Origin of the sequence: Mycolicibacterium sp. 624 (assembly GCF_040548615.1) — a bacterium.
Classification (GTDB): domain Bacteria; phylum Actinomycetota; class Actinomycetes; order Mycobacteriales; family Mycobacteriaceae; genus Mycobacterium.
Genome location: NZ_JBEPRZ010000010.1, coordinates 164,140 through 186,815 on the forward strand (window position 1 = coordinate 164,140; position 22,676 = coordinate 186,815).

The following is a 22,676-nucleotide window of genomic DNA, read 5'->3' on the forward strand; positions in this document are numbered from 1 at the left end:
GTCCGGCCAACTCGTCGCGGGAGATGAGCGGACGAGCTTAGAACCAACCGTGGTCCACCACCGCAAGCTCTAGTCGCACTGAGAACAGTTCCTTAGTCGATCTACGCGGTGTCTCACTTTCATGTCACATATGAAATCGACATGACACGGCCGATGAGAATACGACGCCGGTTTGAGAACCTACGCCGTCGCCTGGTATGACTTCTCAAGTTTTATGTCCACACGCGAAGCGCTGAACTGCGTTAATGACGACGTTCTCTGTCGGTGTCCACGCCTCGAACTCTCACTTTCGTGTCCACTCGCGCAGGCGGCTGTTGTCTATGCGCTCGGGGAACCTGTTCACGGTGCAGTGGGAGAATGGGCTTCCAGCACCGTGATTCGCAATACCGCGCCTTGACTGCGTCGGCCGAACGGATCCGATCACAGCTGCGCCGCACCACAAACGCCGCCTCCTTGAAGCCTTTGGCACTGCGACTGCCGCAATTGAGGTTGGAGGTGACCCGCATGCACCCACCAGGATGAAGTCATCGTCCGTCACCGACCGTGAGTTCGATTCCACGTTCTGCCAGTGTGCGTCTGATCGCCAACCGTGCGTCTTCGCCGACGAGCCCGCCATTTGCGGATCCGCTCGAACCGCCAAAGACATCACAACCGATAGACGCAAGACGTAGCTGAACCGTTCGCCCGGCGCGCAGCGCGCTAGGCTTCACAAGACAATTGCGCGAACTGAGAAAGGACCTCCGTGGGCAAGATAGTGACAATCGAGTACGTCGACGACCTTGAAGGGACATCGATTGACGCAGAATCGGTTGACACCGTTGACTTTTCATATCGAGGGCAGGACTACACACTCGTCTTGACCAAGAAGAACGGCGCCCAGTTCGATAAGGACGTTTCTCGCTACATCACCGCCGCCAAGAAAGCCCAATCCCGCGACGCGCGGACGGCCCGCAAAACAGCCAAACCCGCACCGCGAAAAGCACGCACTCCGATACCGTCCACACGGCGCAAGACCTCTCCGAGAAAGCGCGCCGAGGCAGTCATCTCTGGCCCGGAGCGCACTCGCGCGATTCGCCAGTGGGCAGCAGACAACGGGCACACCGTTTCTACCCGCGGACGGATGTCGGCGGCAGTCCTCCAGGCCTACGACGCGGCACACTGACCGGACCCAGCACGCCAGACGGACGCGGTCGAGGTTTCCGTCGCGGTCACCGCGCACCACGCGAAACGGTCCACCTCGAACCAAACGGAACGGCCACCGGATTTGTGGGCGACGCCGCGTGGGAAACTTCCTGGACATGACTTCGTGGGTATGTGGCGGACGCGCGCACCTGGTCGGTATCGGTGGTGCGGGGATGACTGGCGTCGCGCGCCTGTTGCTGAGCAGCGGTGTTGCGGTGTCCGGCTCTGACACGATCGAGTCGGCGAACGTCCATCTGTTGCGCGAACTTGGTGCACAGGTGTTCGTAGGGCACCATTCCGCCAATCTGCCCGACGTCGAGGTTACGGTCGTCATCTCCACGGCCATTCGGCAGGAAAACCCAGAACTTGTGGCGGCGCGGCAGCGCCAGCTACCGGTCATGGTCCGAGCGGAGGCGCTTGCCGCGTTGATGGCCAATCATCGCGCCATATGCATCGCGGGCTCGGCGGGGAAAACATCCACCACCTCGATGCTCACCGTGGCTCTTCAACACACTGGCTTGGACCCAAGCTATGCCATCGGCGCCGAGCTGATCGGATCACGGACTAGTGCCCATCTCGGGACGGGAGACGTCTTCGTCGCCGAAGCCGACGAAAGTGATCGGACGTTCGTTGCGTTCGCCCCCGAGATCGCCGTGGTGACCAATGTGGGAGCCGATCACCTCGACTTCTACGGGACGAAAGAGGCATACGCGGCGGCCTTCGACGAGTTCGCGGCGGCGGCGAAGTAGGCGTTCAAGAGCGTGATGAATACCCGTCAACTCAGTGGTGGCGTTGGCCTCGTCCTGCAACTCGGTAGCTCCGAAACGGTAAACGTCATAGCCACATCTAGTGGTCTAGTCGAACGTCAAGGGCGTATGCAGTGCGTGCGCGGTTCTGGAGATCGACGATGACGCCTGATGAGGGTAAGGATCCAATTCGCGCATCCGGTTCAGATGAGCTTGTTGTAGTTCGTCTGTGCGGGTGAGGAACTCGACGATCAGGGCAATCTCCGCCGCGTTGTAATGGCTCGACAACATCTTGCCGCCCTGATCCAGCAGCGGGGAGACGAGTTCCGAGGTGCGGCGAGCGGCGAGATCTGTGGCCAACACGATTACTCGGCGCCGATCGGTCGGATGTAGCGATCGGCTGACGTAGCCCAGCTTCTCCAGGCGGTTGAGCACGATTGTGGTGCCAGCGGCAGTGAGGCCGAGCCGGTCGGCTAGAAGTCCCGGCGTCGTGTCCTTCTCGCCCGCAAGGAGTATGAGTTCCAGGGCACGTCGATCTGTCTGATTGACGCCGAGCACCCTCACCAATTCGCGCGCCAAGTCGTCGACGGATCCATGAAGAGATTCGAGTGTTCTCTTCAGGACTACGGCGATCCGAGCGAGTTCGGTTGCCATCGGACGAAATACCTCCCGCGCCTGGGCTCCGTTTGGTGGTTACGGGGTCAGGCGGCCTATGCCGACTGACCGAGTTGGCTCTCCATTGCGACGGGCCCTGATCATACCGACGGCCGAGTGGACTCCGCGGCGATTGTCGACGCTTTCGCCCGAACTGTCGACGGCAACGGGATCGGCGTACGGGACCGACTGGTGGGCAACCCAATCCGACCCCCGATCCCTACCCTGTAGTCCCAGCGCTAGGTTCAGTTGGCGACTCGAACAGCACCCCATCTCGACTGCCTGCACTGAGCCGACGGCTTGGCGGCCGGGTTGGGTGTTCTCAATCTCATTCGACGAGCTGTTCACGACCGCAACGGCGAGGTGGTGTTGGTAGTCAGTGGGCGTGGATAGTGCGGGGATGGCCGAGTCACCAATGCATGGGCTGGGCCAGAACTTCGAGTCTCGTTGGCGCCGCGGTACGTCCGACGCCGGTTGTGCACCGCGGTCGCGGACCTTCGATACCGCCAGGTATAGCATCGTGCCTGCCGCAAGGCCTACCGGGAGTGAGAGGTCGACGTTGTCGATCCGTTGGGCCAATACACCGACGAACTGCGACGTGACCATAAAGGGAACCATGATCGTCAACGTCGCCGCGTAGACGACGTTGCCCCGCCAGTTCCACCGGCCGTAGATGCCCCCACTCGGATCGATCAGGTCGCTCACCGCGTAATTTCCTCGACGAACGACGAAGTAGTCGGTCAGGTTGATGGCGGTCCAAGGGGTGAACGCGTAGGCGAGGTATATCAGTGCGTTGCTGTAGAACTCGTTGAATCGGGCTTCGCCGACCGTGTGGGCGATCGTCCACACCATCATTGCCATGATCACGATGGCGGCCGCTCGCTTCATGCGCGTGGACTCGATGGGTTTGATTGAATCTGCGATAGACAACAACGTCAGGCTACCGCCGTACTGGTTGATTGCCATCACGACGAGAAGCGTGACGAGGAGTCCGCAGACGACGACCCTTCCGGCGCCCGGGTATACGGCGTCGCCGGCGCCAATGAACGCCGCGACGGGTGTCTTGGAGTTAGTTCCGATTTGGGCGAGGGCCCCGATGACGAACACCCAGATCGCCGAACTCGCGCTGGGAATGTAGGTCCACCAGAACAGTTTCCGTGGTGACGTGGAAGCGGGCAGGTAGCGCGAGTAGTCCGATACGTACGGCGCCCAGCCAAGCTGGAACCCCGCGGTGACTACGAACGCTGTCATGAACGCGGCGACATCGAATGAGCCAGGGGTAAGGAGCGCCGGGGATATACCGTCGAGGGTGAGTACGCCAACGGTCATCACCCCCATTACGCACAGCGTGGGAAAGACGAGCAGGCGGCTCACCTTGTGGATCATGTCGTACCCGAACAAGGCGATGGAGGCAGCTATCACCACCGCTAACACATAGCCCAGGCTCACGGGAAGACCCGTAAGCGTGTTAACTGCATCGCTGACGAGCATCGCGTCCATCGTGTTGTACGCGAGGTAGTTGACGAATGCCAGCAAGAACACTGTGACCGCCGCCCCCACATACCCGAACTGTGCACGCGATTGGATCATCTGAGGCAGTCCAAGGTGAGCGCCTTGAGTCGAGTGCAAGGCCATGAAGATGGTGCCGACAGCTGAGCCGAGGATCATGGCGGCGAGGCTCCAAAACAGCGTTCCCCCAAGAGTAAGGACCACTATGCCGATCGCCATCGCCGTAGGATTAAGGTTAGAGACGAACCACACCGCCCCCAAGCTCGCGAGCCGCCCGTGCCGCTCGGCCAGTGGTACGACATCGACGGAGTGAGATTCGATCCTCGTCGCATGTTCGCTTCCGGGCGTCTGCGGTATTGGTGACATCGCGGCTTCCCCCTCGAAACTCGACTGATCAACCGCAGAGTGCGCCACCCTCGGCCATAGGTGCTTGAAGGCCGCCCCAGCACGTTGCCCCGAAGCGCAGCATAACCGAACAACTGACTGCGCGATCAGTTTTGCCACTCAAACTTCGAGCGCAACTCCTCGGCCCGCAGAGGTGGACTTTGTACTTCTATATCTTCGTCGCGACAAGCCAAGAGATAACCTTATTGTTTGTCGCTTTTGCGCAGGCATCGCAACAAGCAGCGGTCCAGCGAGCGGCCGATGGATGATCCTGACGATCCAACGCAAGATTCCCGAGCCCTTGACTCGAAGGGCTTCAAGAGCCAGGATCGTCCCTGATCACGCAGTCAGGAATCCAACGTGCCTCGACTGTTGATCACGACGCCACGAAAGTCGACGAACATCGCAGCCGGGCCGCTGGGGTCGCGCCGCAAAGTGGCGTTGCAGAGTCATCCTCGCTACGGAACCGACAGCCTGACTTGACCACCGGAGGCAAGATGACCACCACTGCAGACTTGGTGATCCGCAACGGATCGGTTTACACAGCTGATGCTGCAGGAAGCTGGTCCGACGCAATCGCGGTGAGGGACGGACAAATCGTGGCATTGGGCAGCCGCAATGTTGCTGCGGCGACAACGGTCGACACCAAGGTCATCGACATCCCTTGCGGTTTGGTCGTCCCGGGATTTCAGGACGCACATGTACACGCACCCTTCGCCGGGCTGAACCGTCTCCACGTCGATCTCGAAGCTCTCGGCGGGGTCGAGGACTATCTCAGCCGCATCGCCGCATTCGAACGAGCCCACCCACACATCGAGTGGATCATCGGCGGAGGATGGTCTCTCGAACACTTCCCGCGCGGCGTTGCCTCAAAGCGACTTTTAGACAAGGTGTGTCCAGACAGGCCGGTATTCCTGTTCAGCCGTGATGTCCACGCAGCCTGGGTGAACTCGGAGGCCCTTCGCCGGGCCGGAATCGATGACGACACACCGGACCCGCCCAATGGGCGCATCGAACGCGACCCAGACACCGGAGAGGCGATCGGGACGCTTCAAGAGGCAGCGGCGTTCGACTTCAACAAGATTCACGTGCCAATACCATCCCGGCAGACCTGGGAACACGCCATACTCGAAGCGCAGAACCATCTTTGGAGCCTAGGAATCACCGGGTGGCAAGATGCGTGGGTCACCCCCGCAACTGCGGATGCCTACCGCTCGTTAGCCGACCAGGGGCGTTTACCCACCCGGGTAGTCGGCGCTCAGTGGTGGGAGTGGGACCAGGGACTGGAACAGATCGACCGCTTTATCGAGGAACGTAACCAATGCACGCGGCCCTCCTTTGGGGCTGGCACCGTCAAGATCATGGTCGATGGCATCCTGGAGAACTACACGGGAGCGCTACTTGAGCCATACTGCCGTGGTTGCGGCGGCATTCAGCCTGACAGCGGCATGATGCACGTGGACGAGAGGATGCTCAAAGCTGCAGTTACCGCATTGGACGCGAGTGGCTTCCAGGTCCACATGCACGCCATCGGCGATCGTGCGGTGCGGGCCTCGCTGGACGCCGTTGAGGTTGCCCAGGTCCGTAACGGCGCTGGCGACAACCGTCACCACATCGCCCACGTTCAGCTGGTCCACCCAGATGACATCCACCGATTCCGCGCCCTCGGAGTAGTTGCCAACTGTCAGACGTTCTGGGCAAAAGCGGATGCGACGATCACTGACATGACTGCGCCCCAGATCGGAAAGAGTCGCCTCCGGGCGATGTATCCCTTCGGGGACCTCGCACGCGCGGGCGCCACGCTAGCAATGGGTAGTGATTGGGCGGTCACAACCGCCAATCCCCTGGAGCAGATCGAGGTCGCGGTCACTCGTACCGACCCAGCCGATCGCGGTGCACGTCCATTTTGTCCCGACCAAGCCCTCACACTGCCTGCCGCGTTGAGGGCTTTCACTGCCGGTAGTGCCTACGTGAACCACGACCGTGGCGGCGGTTCCATCGAGGTGGGAAAGCGCGCTGACTTCGCCATCATTGACCGTAACGTCTTCGACCCGAAGACTGGTTCGGTAGGCGAGGCCGAAGTCATCTACACGGTCCTGTCCGGCGCCGTCGTCTACGAACAGTAGGCAGATGCGACTTAGCCGCCGCGGCCCATCAACCGCTGGCGCGACGCTCCGTGCGCCACGGTCGCGCGGTGAGGAATCAATCCTCCAATTCCGTTCACATAAAACCAATCTGATGGTTGGCTGCGGCTAACGAGGTGTGAGACCAACTCGAATCTGACAGCGGCGGTTTGGTTGCAGGGACGCGACCGAGCGGTGAGGCCCCGCGATCGCTGAATACGACCGAGACAAGCATTGGCCGCAATCGTGCCATCGGCTGAGCAACCGCTGACCTGCCCGGGACGCTGCCGGTGGCCAATGCGATGGCGGGCAAACTCAGGCCGCGCGGCGCCCGGTCGTGGAGACGATACAATTGCAACCTGATTCACCGGTCAACCAACCCGGAGGAAGGAGAGGTCAGCGATGACCGCAACCCGCCGGTCATGACGGCTAAGAATCAGAGTCGCAGAAATGCGATCATCCACGCTGCAGCCTTGACGCTCATCGAGCGAGGATATAGCGACACCCGCATTGCCGACGTTGCCCAGCGGGCAAACGTCAGCACCGCCCTGGTGTTCTACCACTTCGAAACGCGGGAGAATCTCCTGCTGGAGACACTCAAGCGCTCGGAGTCCGACTTCCGCGAGGCGGCCCTGGTGAGGCTTGGCCGCGCGAAATCTGTCAAAGACCGATTGACCATACTCATCGAGATGGCGTGCGCAGCGGACGACGACGATACTCGTATGCAGTGGGGGTTGTACTTCGAGTTGTTGGCCCAGGCTCAACGCCACGTCGAGATAGCAGAGGCGCGCGCGTTCCATGCACGTGCGTGGCGAGACCTCATCACCCATGTCGTTCGCGAGGGCCAGATCAACGGAGACATCGATGCCTCCGTCGACGAGCGTGAGTTCGCGGTGGTAATGGCCGCAATGCTCGACGGCATGACAGCCCAAGTAGCCCTTAACGACTCGGAAGTCACCGAGAGTCGCGCACGGGAGCTTGCGCAGAAAGCCGGCTTTGAGCTTCTCGGTCTCCGGTGACGGACCTCTACGGAGGCCTACCATTCGGCGAGCGACTTGCCCTAGGCCATTGCGCTGAGAGGTGACGAGTGAACCTCGCTCCAGACGCGGTTAGAGAGACCGAAGATGTCGATGAACCCTTCGGCGCTGCTCTGGTCGAACTGCGACCCTGAGCCATAGGTGACGAGGTTGGGTCGATACAGGCTCTTTGGTGCGGTCCGCCGCACGACGGAGGAGCTTCCCTTGAACAACTTGATTGTGACTTCACCAGTGACGTAACAGTCTGTCCTGTCTATGAAGCCGTCGAGTGCCGAACGCAGGAGCGAGAACCACATCCCGTCATAGATCATCCTGGCGTACGCCGGCTCAAGTGCAGCTTTCTGGGCGAGCACATCGGCCGGCAACGCTAGGTTTTCGATCTCACGATGCGCCAATAGCAGCAGGTGCAGTCCCGGCACCTCGTACAGTTCGCGCGATTTGATACCTACGACGCGGTTCTCAATCATGTCGACGCGCCCGACGCCGTTGCGGCCGCCGATGTCGTTCAGTGTTCGGATCAACTCGAAGCCGCTTTGCAGTACACCGTTGACCATCGTGGGCCGTCCTCTATCGAAGGCCACGCTGACATACTCGGCGACGTCGGGGCAGCTCTCAGGATTGGTGACTAGGTGCCACACTTCTTCGGTCGGCTCCCATTCGAGGTCTTCTATTGAGCCTGCCTCCACGTTTCGACCCAGAATGTTCATGTCTATCGCCCACGGACTCTCGGTCGTGACATGTGGCGCTATCCCGTGCTTCAACGAGTATTTGATGGTGTCGGCACGCGAGAACTCCCACACTCGGGCCGGGGCGATCACCGTTAGCCGAGGGTCGAGCAGCCGGATCGCAAGGTCAAACCGCACTTGGTCGTTCCCCTTGCCCGTTGAGCCATGCGCGACGGCACCGCAGCCGTGGTCGTGGGCGATCTTCACCAGCTCGGATGCAATCAAGGGTCGCCCCAGGGCGGAGCACAAAGGATAATGACGGTCGTAAACCGCGTTCGCCGCAATTGCACGCAGCGCAAAATCGGACACAAGGGAATCCTTGCAATCGACGATAAGCGCCTGGTCCGCACCCGCATCGAGTGCCTTCTGCCTTAGCCCGTCGAGATCTTCGGGCTGCCCCAGATCGACGAGCACTGCGACGATGTAGCTGCACCGCATTTCGTGTCTCAGATACGGGATGCAGGCAGTCGTGTCAACACCCCCGGAGTACGCTAGCGCCACTCTATCGGTGCGATCTGTCGCAGATTGGCCGTTCGTCATCGGGTTGGACCTCCTTCACACTCGTCGAATAACGCCGTTGGGCATTGTCGGTATCTCGCACTGGCCTCACGAAGGCGTTCGGCCGCGACCCGCACGTTCTCTGGCGACGTGCCTCCCGGTGAACTGCGGCGGCGGATGGCATTTTCAACAGAGAGGAGTTCGGCCGGGGCGCCACCGAACAGCGGCTCAATGGATGCCAGCTCGTCGGTGTCGACGTCGGACAGTTCCAGTCCGCGTTGCGCCAACGTCTTGACGACGAGGCCCACTGTGTGGTGCGCCGAGCGAAACGTCAGCGATCGTTCTGTCACCAGCCAGTCCGCAAGGTCGGTGGCGAGCGAGTTTCCCACGGCAGCTTCGGCTCTCATCCGAACGACGTCAAAGCGCATGCCCTCGGTCAGACGCATGGCGGCCTCCGTGCACAGTTCCAGCGTGTCGGCCGCGTCGAAGAGCGCTTCCTTGTCCTCCTGGAGATCGCGACTGTAGGCGAGAGGAAGCCCTTTGAGCACGGTGAGCAATCCGATCAAGCTTCCGATAACGCGGCCAGCCTTCCCGCGGATCAGCTCGGCGACATCAGGATTGCACTTTTGCGGCATGATCGACGAGCCGGCTGACAGCCCTTCGGAGACGGTTACGAAGCCAAACTGCCGCGATGCCCAGATCACGATTTCCTCACCCAGGCGCGACAGGTGAACTGCGAGCTGTGCACCGGCTGCTAAGTAGTCGATGATGAAGTCGCGGTCGGAGACGGCGTCGATGGAGTTCGCGAAGAGACCAGAGAACCCTAGGTCGGCTGCAACAGCAGACGGATCGATCGAGTGACTGGTCCCAGCCAGGGCTGCGGCCCCCAACGGCGAGACGTCGGTGCGATTGCGGACGCAGACAAATCGGTGACGGTCCCGTAGGAACATCTGGGCATAAGCCAGCAGATGATGGCCTATGGTAACGGGTTGCGCCACTTGAAGATGAGTGAATCCGGGCATCGCGTCGTCGGCATGCTCCAGAGCGCGTATGGCGAGCTGCTCGATGAGACTATCGAGGGCGACGTCGATACGGCCGATCGCCTCCAAGGTCCACATCCGTGTGTCCAGCACCACCTGGTCGTTTCGCGAACGGCCGATGTGAAGGTTGCCGGCCACGGGGCCGATCAGCTCACTCAATCTTGCTTCGACGTTCATGTGTACATCTTCGAGTTCAGGATCGAGTCGAAGTGTGCCTGCCTCGGCCTCGGCGCGGATCGCCTTCAGTCCGCCAATTATGATGTCGGCATCGACCGGTTCAATGATGTTCTGCTGGCCAAGCATTCGTGCATGGGCGATCGATCCTTGGATGTCTTGAAGCAGTAGTCGCCAGTCGAAATGAACTGTGGAGTTGATTCTCGTCAGCAGGTCGCTTCCGCCGCCATCAAATCGTCCACCCCACATCGGATTCGGGACACGCTGATCGTCAGTCATTGGCGTCGAATGCCGTTCGCTACTATGCGAGAGCGACTGTCCATCACTCAGCTTCTCGTGGTCGCTCACTGCGGTTCCCCTCGTTCGATGACGCCAATCCTGAAGTCGAAGCCGCTGCCCAGCTCTCGGCGTTTACGGGCCATCTCGCGGATTCTGTATGTGTTCAGCAGCCAGAGCGGTTTGTACATGGCCGTGTAATAAAGGCGCCGGGACCACTGATAGGCACAGTAATCAGCCAAGCTTGGGTAGGTCGTGAACCCAGCTGCGGTGACGATCAGGTGCATCTGATCATCGGAGTAGAAGATGATCTTCGTGCGACCATCGCCGCGCATTGTTCGGAGACCGAAGCGGATCAATTGCTTGGCGAGGCCGAAACCGCGGAACTCCTCGAGGACAAACACGACGGCAAGTTCGCTCACGCCGCCGGGCAGTCGGTGGATCAACATGGCGGCAACTGCGCGCTGGCTGGCTCGGTCCACCGTGACGAACACATCCCGACGGCCCGTCCATTCGCGATAGCTGTATCCCGTGATGCACGAGGAGCTACGAATCTCGGCCATGAAGACTCGGGCTTCGTGGGCAGAGAGCGGTCTTCGTTGCACTTCCGTATAGCGCTCGCGGGCTTCCGATTTTGTGTCGAGACGTCCGTGCAGGAGATCAGACATGTCCACCCCCAGAATCTGTTCTTCATTTGATGGTTGGAAGGTCGCACCTGTGGTTTAAGAACTGAGCGCCAGTAGCGTCACGGCGAGCCCCGCAGTCAACAGCCCACCGAACTGGACTCGCGAGACCGTCTCTCGCAGCACGAGGCGAGCGAGCACGATGGTGCCCGCCGGGTAGAGCGCCGTGATCACAGCCACGACAGCGAGGTCGCCTGCGCGGACAGCGAGTAAGAACGCGATCGTGGCGAGTGAGTCCAGGACTCCAGCCGCGATGGCTGCGCTCCAGTCGCGCAGTCGTCCGTCGCTGCCGATGCGGGCGCGGACCAAGGGAACGGCAGTCCACACCAGCAGGGTCGCGACGGCACTGCCAGCGACTATCGGCGCCATGCCGCTCTCATGCGGTGCCCGATCGAGACATATGAGCTGCAATGCAACTGCCGCTCCGGCTCCGATCGCCGCTCCAAGGGTCAGCATTGTGGGGCGAGTGGATACCTCTCGCGATTCGTCGCCAGATAACCCCAATAGGAATACCGCCACGATCGCGATCACGGTGCCAGCGAGTCCCACGCTGGTCAGTGTCTCGCCGAAGGACAATCCCGCCGCCACTGGAATGAGTGCAGAAACAGTCGCACTGACGGGAGACAGCACGATGATCGGCCCGTTTGCCAGGCACCAGTAGAGCAGACCGAAACCCACGGCATAGGCCGCACCTGAGATCCCTCCCCATGCGGCGGCACTGACCGACCATGTGCCACCGAAGGCATGCCATGCCGCGAGATCGATGATCAAGGTGGCGGGCGCCGCCACCACCAGCACCTTGAGTGTTGCGAATCGTCGGCTGGCAAGCCCCCCGCAGAAGTCCGAACCGCCAAAGGCGATTGAACTTAGAGCGGCGAACAAGACTACGGTCATATGGACCCTGCGCAATGAGTGAGTGACGCTGGCAGCGTGGTCCTCATCATTTGACGAGTTCGGCCGCCATCGAGTCCAGGTTCGATATGTAGCGTTCTATGGCCTCTGGTGGATGAACGACCGACAGAGTCCATTCCTGATCCCTGTCCGGTGTCGTGAAGATGCCTCGGTTGAAGTTGAATAGCCAGGCGAGGTCGCTGAGTTCGTGATCTTCATTGGCGTGAAAGCTGGCGTAGTCCGTGATCTTCGAGTCAGAGAAGACGACGCACCCTTTCGCGCCCAGGCCCGTGGCGTATCCCCCGATCGAATAGCGTTGCAGCACCTTGTTGCAGCCGTCGACGAGCGACTGATTCAGTAGGGACATGCGTTCGTAGGCCTCGGGCGTAAGTACTTGTGTCAGGCTCGCTCGCGCAGCGGCGGCGACCAACGGATTCCCGTTGAAGGTGCCGACTTGGTAGACGCGGCCGTCCTCGACAACGGACATGATGTCCGCGGTTCCACCGATGGCGCCACTGGGTAGTCCGCCGCCTAGGGCCTTGGCCAGGGTCACCATATCGGGCATCACACCAAATACCTCGGTGGCTCCGCCGGCTGCCAGACACAGCCCTGTCTTCACTTCGTCGAATATCAAGACGATGTCATGGCGGCGGGTGATATCACGTACCTGCTGGAGGTAGCCGTCCTCAGGCAGGATGATCCGCATATTCATCAGCGCTGCCTCCATGATCAGGCACGCCGGCTTTCGCCCTTCCCCTTCGAGTTTCACGATCCGCGCTTCGAGTGCCGCAGCGTCGTTGAAGGGCACCGCGACCGTCAGTTCCACCGTCGAAGCCGGAATACCCGCCCCGTAGGGCAGGGACGCCAGGTTGTCGGGCGCACCGATCGGCTGGTCATAGCCAACCGCGATCGACACCATCACTGCGTCGTGGTGGCCATGGTACGAGCCAAATATCTTCAATATCGTGTCTCGGCCGGTGTAGGCGCGGGCGATCCGGATGGCGTCCATGGTCGATTCGGTCCCCGAGTTGGTGAATCGCCACTGAGGTAGGCCCCATCGCCGCTGCAGCTCCTCAGCGACGATCACGGCGTCCTCGGTGGTCGCGCAAAAATGGGTTCCGATCCTCGATCGCTCCGTGATGGCCGCGGCGATCACGGGATGGCCATGTCCTTGAACCATGGACCCGTATCCATTGTGGAAGTCCCACATTGCGTTGCCGTCAACGTCCCAGACGCGGGCGCCATACCCTGTGCTGAGGTACACCGGCCAAGGGTCGTGAAACTGGTAGGAGGAAGTCACCCCACCAGATAGCGAGCGCTTCGCACGGTCGAGCATCGCCGCAGACTTCGGCGTGGCTTCCCGAAACGCGCGTTCTTCGCGGGCGGTGAGATCCGCAATTCGCTCTCGATCAATTCGAACGGCGGCTGACTGGCTCATCTGCTGCATGAAAGTTCTCCTGGCTCTAGATGTTGGAAACGCGCGGATCCGGCGAGGGGGAGGTAGCCAGCGAGTCAGCCGAAGTGATGACTCGTCGCCGGTGCAGTTCTTCCTTGAGATGCTGATACCAATTCGGAGCTAGCAGTTGATATCGCGCAACTGCGGCTGCAATGCCTTCTGCCGCTCGCGGTTTAGACGTGAGAGTCTGCCTAATCAGTGCGGGTTCGAGGTTCGCCAAGCCAACGATTGCCCCATCTGCTGGGTCAGTGTGGAGCAGAGTTTCATTACCCTGCAGTCGCCGAATGGGCGGCAATCGTCTCCAGGGGTACGCACCGCCACTTCCGCTGGAGTCCTTGATAGCGGCTATATCGGCTCGCTGAATGACCTCCGCGAGTACATCACTGTCCAGCAAGGTCTTTGCGAGAGCATCTTCGTGGTAGAGAATGATCGGGAGCCCGCAGTCCTCGTAGATGCTGGCGAAGTGCCGGATGGCGTCGTGGGCGTCGACATGAATTCCGAATGGCTGGGTGACGACAACCCCTTTGACACCGAGACCCGGCGCTAGGCGCGCAAGGCGGCACACTTCATCTGTTGTCGGTCTCAAGATTCCGGCGTACACGGGAACTCTGCCCGCATGCGCGACAGCTGACTCGGTTAGCGCCACCCACTGCGATTCCGTGAGCTTCCAGCCTTCACCGGTGCTCAAGCCGGTGATGTAGCCGTCAACCCTGCCGGCCAGAGTGCCGATCAGCGCACTCAGACATGCCGTCGACACCTCACCCGCTGAATTGACGGGCGTGACGAGCGGCACGACGACACTGGCCGTGTCAGCGGTCACGGGCAATCTTGTTCAGCGCATCGGCGAGTGCGGCGACAGCCTCGCGAAACATCTCGGGTTCCCGCGCCAGCGCCACTCTCACATGCCGGTCGCCCAGTTCCGGTGAATTCCAGAAGAAATACGTTCCGGGGAGGACATAGACGTCGTGTTCGACCAGCATCTGTTGCAGCCGCGTCGCGTTCAAGTCAGGGTCCTGGATCGCGAACCAAGCCACGCTCGTCTCCACCACCGGTGGTACGTGCTCGAGGATTGTCCCCGAGAGTGCCTCAATCGCAGCCTGCCGGTTCGTTGTGATCGTTTCCCGAACGGACGCAAAGCCATCGGAGATGGAATCGCGCACATACCTCTCAAGGACGTTCAGCGTGAAGGGCGAAACATTGAGTATCACTGTCGTCTGCGTGTTGTAGACGTCGTCGAAGAGGTCCCTGCTCGTCGTCACCAAAGCGCACTTGGCATCTTGAACTGGCCATGTCTTGCCACTATCTTCGATGGCGATGTACGACACACCGGATGACTCGAGCAGTCCATAGATGGGGATCCTGCCGATCTTTGGATCACAGAGCGCGAAGGACGCGAAGCAGAAGTCCATGATCAGCGTCTTCTGGTAATCGACGCAGTACCGAATGAGCTCGGCGAAGGACTCCTCGCCGTTGGCCAGCATTGTGAACCCCGAGGGATTATTGGGGTCGACGATGCACACGGCGTCCGTTTGCACTGTGGCGACAAGCTTCTCGTAGATAGTTGAGGGATTCGCGAGGACATCTTCGGGAAGTGGGGACAGGCCCACCTGGAGTTCCTTCAAGAGATCCGCCAGGTTGTCGAAGCAAGGCTCGATCAACGACACAGTCAGGTTCCGCCGCTTGAGGTACATGCCGACGATCACCATGCTGACCGACGCCGCATATGCCAGCAGCGTCCGGTTCATGGCCGGCACATCCTTCTGGCCGTGAAGCTCAAAGAATGCTTCGATGAACTTCTGCTCGAAGTGGTGTTGGGATTTCTGCTCGGCTTCGAACCACAACGTGGGTAACGACTCAACGATGTCGCGTTGCGAACGCGACTGTTTCTGATGCGTGTGGGCGTCGGCCAGGTTGTGCTGGGTCCTAAGTGCCACGATTTCATGCTGCGTGAGGTCCTCGAAGGTCTTCTCTTCGTCCTGGCCGCTGGCGATGCGTTCAAGTCCGCTAACGCTCACTGTCATCTTCCCTTCCAACTTCTATCGCTGCAACGGATATCACTCAACGTCAGGGGACGTCAGGGGAATCTATGTGCCCGGGCCGGTAATTGATTCGCGCCGTACGAAGTTCGATTACGCAAGGACCGACTCATACTGGCTAGGTACGTGCGGCGTGGATGAGCACGATCTTGGCTCGACCCCGGATGGGGATCCGACGCCTGCGCCGTTCCAGGTCGTAAAGCGACGATTGCGGAGACTGGCGCTCCGCCGTCATCAGTCCGTCTCACCTTGGGTCCGGAGCTGATCTGATTCTGAGTTGTGCAGTGCCACCTTCCTCTCGATCGAGGACGTCGCTTCACCGTCCTGATCACACAATCAGTTTTTGAAAGAAGACACAATGTGAGCCAAATCACATTAGTGGCTGGGTTGCGGAGTATGCGCTGTCAAAATCGGTCACCCCAGCGGCGCGTGCCTGAAGGATCGGGGCGCGTCAAATCCATACCCAAACTTCTACGAACAAACTGTCGACGACAGGCCAGCTGCCACACCGCGAAGTTCCGAACATCCTGCGTTACAGGCGTTACGCTCTTTCATGTTTGCGGACGATGGAAAGTCGCGCGTACAGCGTGCAGGTACATTTGAAGCATCGATCCACGCACCCTCTACCGCATGTCGCATTTGACCGTTCCATTGCGGTGATTCTGCGGAGGCCTCGACACTCGGCAGACCTCGCGATTCACCCTTCCTCCGCCTCGCTGATCTGTGAATCAGTTTCTAGCCTCCGAGTTGACGGTGAGATCCCACTCATCCACTAGCTCGTCGCGATGCAAGCAGATGCCCTCGACGATGAGGACGGTGTCCAGTGGAGTTACCTGATACGGCGGGTTAACGATGGCGTCTGCGGCCGTATCCATAGGACTTGGTGCGGTAACGGCGTGATCCATCGGGCTCGAACAGTTCGAGTACATCAGCGCGGAAACGTTCGTAGTCGTAGGAGTCAGCCGAAAATCCCTCCGGGGAGTGACGGCCCTGTCGATGGTGCACCGATGCGGGGTGGTGCAAGCCATCGACGGAATCACTCACCCGGGTGGGACTGATCAACTGGTGTCACCCATCAACCGCTGCTTCTGCTTGGACGGCTTAAGGATTCGGCAACCAACCGTGCGGCTGGCCTGGATGGCCGACAACTCGCCCTCGTCGTCAAACCCGAGCCGGCCGGTCAGACGAAGGCTGGGCGTCCTTGAGCGTTGCCCTGAACTCCGCCAATGGCGAGGTTCTCACTCGATGTCCACCCCCTTTCGTGTCCACTCGCCGAATGGCGACCATGACACCCACACGCAACCGGATCGGCCCCTGAGTCGCATGGCACGCCGTCCTGTCACGTGATGCCAAACTCAGCTGCGACCTCGAGTTCATCTCAAAGGCCACACATTTCGTGGAGACGGACCACCATCTAGGAGGAATCGCTGCATTCGCGGAAAGTCCCTCGGCGAGAGCAAGACTCGATCACCGTGAGCGGCATCCAGAGCTGCCAATGTCCACCAGCGTTGGTTCAGAATGGCTTCACCGTCGGGGTGGCCGGCTGCTCCAACGGCAACCACTCACCGGATCGAACAGCGCAACTGGGTCGAGTTCGAGCTTGGGTAGTCTCATCGCCCCGACACTGCGGAGGTGAGACACGTTGTGTGTGACAAGTAGTGAGACACCACGACCTCGCACTACGCGGCGAGCACGCTGCCTTCGGTGAGTTGGCTCGCTTCTCTAGGAACGAGACACCGCCTAATCCTTCTTCCCCAGAGCGGCTTGGCCCAGAAGCCACCCATTCCTTCTGGGATGGCGTGCGGTGTCGGTTGCTGTCCGGAGCAGAGTTGCTGGAGGTTCATGTCGAAGCCCCAGGCATGCTCGGGCCCGTTAAACCAGGGCACGGCAACGCTCATCATCACAGTCCAGAAGGCACTTTCTCGTTGCGGCACCAATTCACCAGGCCGATTCAGCGGTGGATCGAGGCTAAACCTGGACGGTGTGGGGAGGCTCCAGCCTCCCCACACCGTCTAACCGATCAGCTGGCTGTCCGACCTACAGAGCTAGGTGACAGTCGTGGTGGTGAGCGTCGGAGACGGATTCGGGTAGCAGGCGGTTGCGAGGTCGACTTCAGGAACAATCGGCGGTTTCACCCTAGTGGTGAAGGTCATGCCGGGGTTGCTGTAGCTGGTGCCGGCGTATTTGCTGGTAATTGAGCCGGGAGCGTTGGCCGTCACGTTGATGGTGACCGCAGGCGGAATGTACGACGAGCCACCGGGAATTGGGCCGGGAACGGTAAGCACGACATTACCGCTCACGAGGGCCGTCGTGCCGGGGAAAGTTCCACCGGATGCGCTGGAGGAGACATATGTCGAGTTGGCCGGCACCGGGATGAGCATCTTCATGTTGCTGATCTTGACGACCGTAACACCGGCCGCCGACGTCGGAACCGTCGATGAACCCGGTGCAATGGTAATCGCCACCGGAGAACCCGCGGTCACCGAACCCGGCGCGGTGCCGGTAACCGAGGTTGTCATGCTCGACGTCCCAACCGTGGCCTGGCAACTCCAATTTACAGAGACGGCCGCATGTGCCGTCCCGGCGAAACAAAGTGCTGCGGCAAGGGCCATCGGCGTGACGGCACCGGCGCGAAGCAGCGTGGACGTATTCGATCGCATAGTTATCTCCAAGGGGTGAAGGTAACGACGTGGCGGGGAGTGCCGCGCCGCGGTAGTGCGAGGAAAAGATAACGCGCCTTCACTGAAATTCCGTGCACATTTTGGGCACGTTTCGGCAGCAATATCGGCTAATTGTAATTCGTTATTCGGTATTGATAATTAATGAAATAAAGTTATTACCGCAAAGACATAATGCAGAATCATCGTGGACGTGCACGCTGGGGTACTGCGCGAACTGTCGAGGACCTGTCGAGGCGGCAGCAATCGGCCCCTCCTCGTCGTTGAAGGAGGGGCCGATTGGTCAATCGATGCGGTTACTCGCTGCTGCTGCTTGCGCCTGCACCGCTGCTTGCGCTGTCGCTGTCACTCTTGCTGGACTCGGCTGGCTTGCCGAAACCGTTCTTGAGGCCGTCGCCGATCTTGTTCAACGAGGACCTCAGGTTCTCCCCCGCGGAGTCGATCGCCTTCCGCAGACCTTCCCCGGGATTGCCGCTCTTGGTGCCGGTCTCGCCGGGGATGGCCTTCACGCTGTCACGGACGATCTCGCCGGAATCGGACCCAGTCGATGCCTCCGAGCCCGTCTCGTCCGTGGCGTCGTCCGTGGTCGTCCCCGTGGACGGCGTGGCCGGCGTCTCGGGCTCCGCCTCGGCAGGCTCCGTCGCCACGGGCTCCGTCTCGGCAGGCTCCGTCGTGGCGGCTTCAGCCGGGGTGGTCTCCGTCGCTGCGGTCTTCGTCGCATCGGGCATCGCTACCTGCTCGGCGCCCAGCGTGGCAGTCGCAACCGACAGGGCGGCCGACGGCAGGGCGGACGGTCCGGTATCGGCCACCTTCGCCGCGAGGGGGGACGCGGCTGCCGTCGCGGCTGGCACCGGTGCGCCCAGCGCCTGTGCGATGGCGTCGCGCAAGGTGACCAACGTGGGGAAGAAGCCCAATCCCATAGTGATCGGGGTCAGAATCCCCCAAGATCCCATCGTCGGGTCATACCCGTTGAGGAAGGCGTTGGTGAGCACGGCGGGGGCGTTGACGATCGCGTTCACCACCGCCCCGAGGTCGCCGGCGCGCACGCCGTCGTACACCGCTTGCGCGGTATCGCCAAAGGCACGCTGGACGCCGCCAACCGTGCCGAGCACAGAAAAGCCCATCCCGGTAATAACCTCGGGGAGCATTTTGACGACGTTGGTGAGGTTCTGCATAACCTGGCCGGGGATGCTGAATATCGGACTCTGCATCAGTGCCATGCCGGGGTTTACCACCAAGTTGAGCATGGCTTGAAATGCCGTGGTCAGGGCTCCGCTGATCTGGCCGGCGGCCAGTTCTTGAGCTGCGTGGCGGAGAGCCTGCGGAAGTTCCGTCAGGGTCGTGACGAAGCTGTTGCCGGCGGCGCCCAGCGCTGTGGAGATGATGTTCGCGTAGCCGATCTGGTTGATGATGATCTGGTTCAGGATGGGAGCCGGGTTGGCCCACACCTGCTGGCCGAGGGCCGAGATGTTGTTGAACGTTGTCGTGAGGACCTGCACCCACTCGCTGATGGGATCGACCGACGCGGTCAACGTCGTCGCGATACTCGACACCGGGATCGTCGGCAGGTGCACCTGCTGCGGTGTCACCACTATCGGTGACAGCGCGATGACACTCGCTCCGATCAGTGCCACACCGCTGGTCATACTGGTCCGTGTAAACGTTTGCATAACTCTCCCTCAGTAATCGGTAACCCGAACCCGCAAATTACTTCATACTGATCGCCGCGTGGGACTAATTCCGCCAGAAACTTTGAGAATTTCAGCTGGGTTGAGGGTTCTCCCTGGGAACCTGGCGTCCTTTTCGTTATTCGATGTTGAAATTTAACGGCAGAAAGCTACTTACCCGAGATAGTTAACTGCATAAAGCTATTAATGCAAAGATGTTGAAATACCGAATATTCCCTGCCATAACCGTAAACCCCAACATTGCTTGGCCTCTTCACCCTTAACCCTCGAAAGGCTCCCCGATGCAAAAGTCCGCCCGCTCCTATCTGACCGCCGCCCTAGTCCTGATCACGGCCACCGGCAACGCTATGGCGCCCCTGACGGTGCCCACCGCACCGCCGCACGTCGCGGGCGACGCCGGAGCGGCCGCGCCGACCGGCACCGAGGCCCCCCGCCCGGACGCCTGATAGGAGCCACTCCGTGAAGACCCCGCCGCGCTCGGCGATCGGCACGCTGGTCGAACGCACGACCCGTTTCACGATGCTGGTTCACCTGCCTCGCGAGCAGGGCTACCGGCACGGGCACAGCGTCAAGAACGGCCCTGCGCTGGCCGGCTACGGGGCGATCATGCTCTCGCGGCCACGATGAGCACTCTGCCGCAGCAGTTGAGGCGCTCTGGGACCTGGGACCGTGACAAGGAACCGTGTGCCCACGCCGCGTTCACGGTCGAGACCGGAATCCCGGCCTTCTTCGCCGACCCGCATTCGCCGTGGCAGCGCGGTACCAACGAGAACGCGAATAGGCTTCTCCAGCAGTGCTTTCTGAAAAGCACAGGCCTGTCACGATGGAACGTCAATGACCTCGAAGCAGTCGCTCAAACACTCACCACCCGGCCCCGTGAAACCCTCGGATGGAAGACCCCCGCCGAAGCCCTCAACGACCACCTACTATTACTCGAACAAGCCGGTGTTGCGACGACCGATTGAATCCGCCCCTGCGATCCGCGGGCGGACTGATGAACCAACTCGGATAGATCCGAATCTGACTGCCACGCAGCATGATTAAATGCCTGCAGTGGAAGATCCTCGGTACGCATCGTGGTTTCCATCGCCCAGCCGACGATCTTTTTGGTGCAGACGTCGGTGACGAACGCGGTTTAGCAGACGCCCTGTCAGGTCCGTACATAGGTGATGTCGGCAACCCACAGCCGGTTGGGTGCGCAGGCGTTGAGCTGGCGGTTGGCCCGCCAGCTGATCAGTTTTCGGTTGCCGTTGACAGCCGGTCGAATCCATCACGCGCCGTGCCCAGTTCAGTTCTTACGCTGAAATCCAAGACAAGGCTCCATCGGATCACGCGTGCTGCGCTCCACCGTGTATCGCCGGCGCTCGTCACGGTGCTGTCGTTCACAGGGCGGCTCCCTCATTCGGCAATCTGACCAATGGACAGTTCTTCGAACTGCCCGTCAGCATGAGCGCATGCGCGGTGAAGCTGACCTTGGTCAATGAGCAGCGCGGCATCATAGCCAGGGTGGTCATGGCCGGTGGCCCGTAGGTGCGCGGCAAGTAGAGCAGCGATGGAGTCGCTGCGCAGGAACTCGTCGATGACGGTGAGCACTGCTGCGATGCTGCTTAGCCTCTACGGCCTGCGGGAACGCTCAGGTGCTAGGCACCAGCCGGCTGCCGCGACACCGCCCCGCCAGGACCACCACCGAAAGCCAAATGGCGAACAGTGCGAGCCCGGCCGCGACCGGCGAGCCCCACTCGGCCACCAGGCCCGCCAGTCCGACTCCGGCCGGTACGGCCACCTGAAGACAGGCGTTCTGCAGGCTCAATACGCGGCCCCGGATTCCGTCCGGGATGCGTTGAGCCTGCAGCACACCCAGCACCGCCCCCAGCACCGAGTTGCCGATACCGAACAGCGCGGCGCCCGCGAACACCCAGCCCGGACCGACCAGTGTCGCGAGCAGCAGGAATCCCGCAGTCGTCCCAGTCAGCGCGCACATCAGCCACCGCCGCCGCGACATCCGCGCGCTCACGGCGGCGAACACCGTGGTGCCGACCAGCATGCCGACTGCCAGTGCGGTCAGCACGAAACCCAGTAGATCGGGTCGGGACAACTCGCTGAAGTACAGCGGTAGCACCAGGCCCTGCAGTCCGCCGAGCGCGACCGCCAGCCCCACGGTGAGGGCGACGGTGCTGATCAGGAATCGGCTGCCCCGCAGGGCAGTCGCGCCGGCGGCCAGTCGACCCAGCAGCGAATCGTGATCGGCGGCCTCACTTTCCACGGCTCCGAGACGGCCTGGCAGGGTCGCGGTGATCAGAGCTGCTGCCGCGGATGTCGCCGCTGTCACGAAAAGCACCGTGCTGCCCTCGAACAACGTCAGCAGCGTGCCCGCCGCGGCCGGCCCGATCATCAGCGCTGCCGAGGTCATCGACTGACGCAGGCCGAGCAGTCGCTCCAACGGCACCCCGGCGTGCCGGGCCACCGCCGGCACCATCACCTGCCGGGCGGTCATACCGGGGACGTCGCCAAACGACCCGAGGATCGCCAATGCCACCAACCACCCGATGGTCAATCCGGTCGCCAGGTCCACCAGTGGGATGGCTGCGACCGCCCCAGCCGACACCAGATCCGAGATGATCGAACAGGTACGCCGGTTCACCCGGTCGATCAGTATCCCGGCGCACAGTCCGACCAACAGCGCAGGCACTGCGGTCGCAGTCGAAACCGCGCCGACACTGAGCGGGCTCCCGGTGGCCTGCAGCACGATCAACGGCAACGCCACCGCCAGGATCCCGTTGCCGAGGAAGCTCAGAAAATGCGAACTCAGGTAGGCGACGGCAATCAACGGCATTCGTCCACCAGACGCTGTGCCGCTGCGGCACGGTCAAGTCGCTGTTGACTGTGCCGCTACGTC

Annotated in this window: 18 protein-coding genes and 1 pseudogene; 6 read left to right on the top strand and 13 right to left on the bottom strand. The window is 61.2% G+C overall.

The annotated features are described in order from the left end of the window. The first annotated feature begins 742 nt into the window (after window positions 1–742). Both ABIA65_RS31060 and ABIA65_RS31065 read left to right on the top strand, forming a co-directional pair. Window positions 743–1,162, top strand: a complete 420-nt coding sequence (locus ABIA65_RS31060; RefSeq protein WP_241404088.1) for a histone-like nucleoid-structuring protein Lsr2 — start codon at window positions 743–745, stop codon at window positions 1,160–1,162. 136 nt (window positions 1,163–1,298) lie between these two features. Next, window positions 1,299–1,931 carry a Mur ligase domain-containing protein gene (locus ABIA65_RS31065; RefSeq protein WP_354525969.1) on the top strand — a complete coding sequence of 211 codons (633 nt, stop codon included), beginning with the start codon at window positions 1,299–1,301 and terminating at the stop codon, window positions 1,929–1,931. 105 nt (window positions 1,932–2,036) lie between these two features. Here the strand turns inward: ABIA65_RS31065 and ABIA65_RS31070 are convergent, their stop codons facing one another. Together ABIA65_RS31070 and ABIA65_RS31075 are read right to left on the bottom strand one after the other, a co-directional pair. Continuing rightward, window positions 2,037–2,582, bottom strand: a complete 546-nt coding sequence (locus ABIA65_RS31070) for a MarR family winged helix-turn-helix transcriptional regulator (RefSeq protein ID WP_241404086.1) — start codon at window positions 2,580–2,582, stop codon at window positions 2,037–2,039. Between the two features lie 39 nt (window positions 2,583–2,621). Beyond that, complete coding sequence (locus tag ABIA65_RS31075; RefSeq protein ID WP_354525970.1) at window positions 2,622–4,457, bottom strand: purine-cytosine permease family protein; 1,836 nt, start codon at window positions 4,455–4,457, stop codon at window positions 2,622–2,624. A gap of 515 nt (window positions 4,458–4,972) precedes the next feature. Between ABIA65_RS31075 and ABIA65_RS31080 the strand changes: the two genes are divergently transcribed. Next, window positions 4,973–6,601 carry an amidohydrolase gene (locus ABIA65_RS31080; RefSeq protein WP_354525971.1) on the top strand — a complete coding sequence of 543 codons (1,629 nt, stop codon included), beginning with the start codon at window positions 4,973–4,975 and terminating at the stop codon, window positions 6,599–6,601. A gap of 419 nt (window positions 6,602–7,020) precedes the next feature. Next, a complete protein-coding gene (locus ABIA65_RS31085) occupies window positions 7,021–7,617 on the top strand; it encodes a TetR/AcrR family transcriptional regulator (protein ID WP_354526022.1) in 597 nt (198 codons plus the stop codon). 41 nt (window positions 7,618–7,658) lie between these two features. Here the strand turns inward: ABIA65_RS31085 and ABIA65_RS31090 are convergent, their stop codons facing one another. The 9 genes from ABIA65_RS31090 to ABIA65_RS31130 form a co-directional block, all read right to left on the bottom strand. Further along, window positions 7,659–8,900 (bottom strand): argininosuccinate synthase, encoded by a 1,242-nt coding sequence (locus ABIA65_RS31090; protein WP_354525972.1) that lies wholly within the window; start codon window positions 8,898–8,900, stop codon window positions 7,659–7,661. Then, the gene (gene argH, locus ABIA65_RS31095) at window positions 8,897–10,420 is read right to left on the bottom strand and encodes an argininosuccinate lyase (protein WP_354525973.1); all 1,524 of its coding nucleotides are present in this window, start codon (window positions 10,418–10,420) and stop codon (window positions 8,897–8,899) included. The genes ABIA65_RS31090 and argH overlap by 4 nt, the downstream gene beginning before the upstream one ends. After that, window positions 10,417–11,016 (bottom strand): GNAT family N-acetyltransferase, encoded by a 600-nt coding sequence (locus tag ABIA65_RS31100; protein ID WP_354525974.1) that lies wholly within the window; start codon window positions 11,014–11,016, stop codon window positions 10,417–10,419. Before ABIA65_RS31100 ends, argH begins: the two co-directional genes overlap by 4 nt. A 54-nt stretch (window positions 11,017–11,070) precedes the next feature. Further along, window positions 11,071–11,925, bottom strand: coding sequence for an EamA family transporter (locus tag ABIA65_RS31105; RefSeq protein WP_354525975.1), 855 nt, complete (start codon window positions 11,923–11,925; stop codon window positions 11,071–11,073). A 46-nt stretch (window positions 11,926–11,971) separates the two neighbouring features. Then, window positions 11,972–13,369, bottom strand: a complete 1,398-nt coding sequence (locus ABIA65_RS31110) for an aspartate aminotransferase family protein (protein ID WP_354525976.1) — start codon at window positions 13,367–13,369, stop codon at window positions 11,972–11,974. A 16-nt stretch (window positions 13,370–13,385) separates the two neighbouring features. Further along, window positions 13,386–14,198 (bottom strand): dihydrodipicolinate synthase family protein, encoded by an 813-nt coding sequence (locus ABIA65_RS31115; RefSeq protein ID WP_354525977.1) that lies wholly within the window; start codon window positions 14,196–14,198, stop codon window positions 13,386–13,388. After that, window positions 14,188–15,399 carry an aminotransferase class I/II-fold pyridoxal phosphate-dependent enzyme gene (locus ABIA65_RS31120; RefSeq protein WP_354525978.1) on the bottom strand — a complete coding sequence of 404 codons (1,212 nt, stop codon included), beginning with the start codon at window positions 15,397–15,399 and terminating at the stop codon, window positions 14,188–14,190. The genes ABIA65_RS31115 and ABIA65_RS31120 overlap by 11 nt, the downstream gene beginning before the upstream one ends. 2,060 nt (window positions 15,400–17,459) lie before the next feature. Continuing rightward, window positions 17,460–17,933, bottom strand: coding sequence for a hypothetical protein (locus ABIA65_RS31125; RefSeq protein ID WP_354525979.1), 474 nt, complete (start codon window positions 17,931–17,933; stop codon window positions 17,460–17,462). 455 nt (window positions 17,934–18,388) lie between these two features. Further along, window positions 18,389–19,738, bottom strand: a complete 1,350-nt coding sequence (locus ABIA65_RS31130; RefSeq protein ID WP_354525980.1) for a hypothetical protein — start codon at window positions 19,736–19,738, stop codon at window positions 18,389–18,391. A gap of 323 nt (window positions 19,739–20,061) precedes the next feature. On the opposite strand from ABIA65_RS31130, the gene ABIA65_RS31135 reads away from it, so the two are divergent. Next, window positions 20,062–20,226 carry a hypothetical protein gene (locus tag ABIA65_RS31135; protein ID WP_241404070.1) on the top strand — a complete coding sequence of 55 codons (165 nt, stop codon included), beginning with the start codon at window positions 20,062–20,064 and terminating at the stop codon, window positions 20,224–20,226. Between the two features lie 28 nt (window positions 20,227–20,254). Beyond that, a pseudogene (locus ABIA65_RS31140) lies at window positions 20,255–20,745 on the top strand (IS30 family transposase); the annotation flags it as partial. A gap of 433 nt (window positions 20,746–21,178) precedes the next feature. Here the strand turns inward: ABIA65_RS31140 and ABIA65_RS31150 are convergent. Beyond that, window positions 21,179–21,373 (bottom strand): hypothetical protein, encoded by a 195-nt coding sequence (locus ABIA65_RS31150; RefSeq protein ID WP_354525981.1) that lies wholly within the window; start codon window positions 21,371–21,373, stop codon window positions 21,179–21,181. A 40-nt stretch (window positions 21,374–21,413) separates the two neighbouring features. Next, entirely contained in the window at window positions 21,414–22,613 is a 1,200-nt protein-coding gene (locus ABIA65_RS31155; protein WP_354525982.1) for an MFS transporter, read from the bottom strand. Window positions 22,614–22,676 lie beyond the last annotated feature (63 nt).